Origin of the sequence: Pseudomonas brassicae (assembly GCF_010671725.1) — a bacterium.
GTDB classification, from domain to species: domain Bacteria; phylum Pseudomonadota; class Gammaproteobacteria; order Pseudomonadales; family Pseudomonadaceae; genus Aquipseudomonas; species Aquipseudomonas brassicae.
This window is the reverse complement of the sequence record NZ_JAAHBU010000296.1, coordinates 1-1,048: the sequence shown is the minus strand read 5'-3', so window position 1 is coordinate 1,048 and position 1,048 is coordinate 1. Positions and strand designations below refer to the sequence as shown.

The following is a 1,048-nucleotide window of genomic DNA, read 5'->3' as shown; positions in this document are numbered from 1 at the left end:
GCCCGACGCATCGTCGAGGAGCTGCGCCTGGCGCGCGCCGAAGCCGTGTCGCTAAGCAATGCGCCGGAGGGCCTGATCCGGATCGACGCGCCGTCGGCCTTCGGGCGCCGCCACCTGGCGCCGGCCATCGCGGACTTCCTGGTGGCCTCCCCGGCCTGGATGTGCACTGCGCCTGATCGACAGCTTCGTCGACCTGCACGGTGCGCACCTGGGCGAAGTCGACCTGGTGCTGCGTGCGGGGCCGCTGGCCGATACCCGGCTGGTCGCGACGCCACTGGCCTACATGGTGCGTATCGCCTGCGCCAGCCCGGCCTACCTGCAACAGCGCGGCGTTCCCGCAAGCCCCAGCGAGCTGCCTGAGCATGACGGACTGGACTGGGACGGCCTGGCACCGCCCTTCGCCTGGCGCTTTGCAGTGGACGGCCAGATGCGCCTGCTGCGCCCAGCACGCATGCGCATGAGTGCCAACAACGCCGAAACCCTGCTGTTTGGCGCGCTCGCAGGGCTTGGCATCGCGCACTTGCCAACCTGGCTGATCAGTGACTACCTGCTGCGCGGCGAGCTGCTGCCGCTGTTTTGCGATAACGGCTTACCCGCCGCCGAGACCAGCGGGGTGTATGCACTGCGCCTGGAACATGAAACGAACTCTCGCAGCCGTTTGCTGCTCGAATTCCTCAAGAGCCGCTTCAGCCCTGTGCCGCCGTGGGACCTGGCACTGCAAAGCGAGCTGCGCTGGCAATAGCGCCGATTGACTGCGTGCTAATATTTCACGGACCCGAGAAAAGGACCCGCATGAACGCCTCCCCCGACGCGCCCGGCTGTGAAGAACTGCTGCTCGACAACCAGGTGTGCTTCGCCTTGCACTCCACGTCGCTGCTGATGACCAAGGTCTACAAGCCGCTGCTGCAGGCGCTAGGCCTCACCTACCCGCAATACCTGGCAATGCTCGTGTTGTGGGAACGCGATGGTCTGACCGTGGGAGAAATCAGCCATCGCTTGCTCACCGACCCCGGCTCGCTGACCCCGCTGCTCAAGCGCCTGGAGGCCG

Annotated in this window: 1 protein-coding gene and 1 pseudogene; both read left to right on the top strand. The window is 66.5% G+C overall.

Annotated features, from left to right (window positions below; translation table 11 throughout):
* A pseudogene (locus G3436_RS19255) lies at positions 1-742 on the top strand (substrate binding domain-containing protein); the annotation flags it as partial.
* A gap of 50 nt (positions 743-792) precedes the next feature.
* Positions 793-1,048, top strand: a 256-nt coding sequence (locus G3436_RS19250; protein ID WP_163948173.1) for a MarR family winged helix-turn-helix transcriptional regulator, incomplete at its 3' end; no start/stop codon positions are given.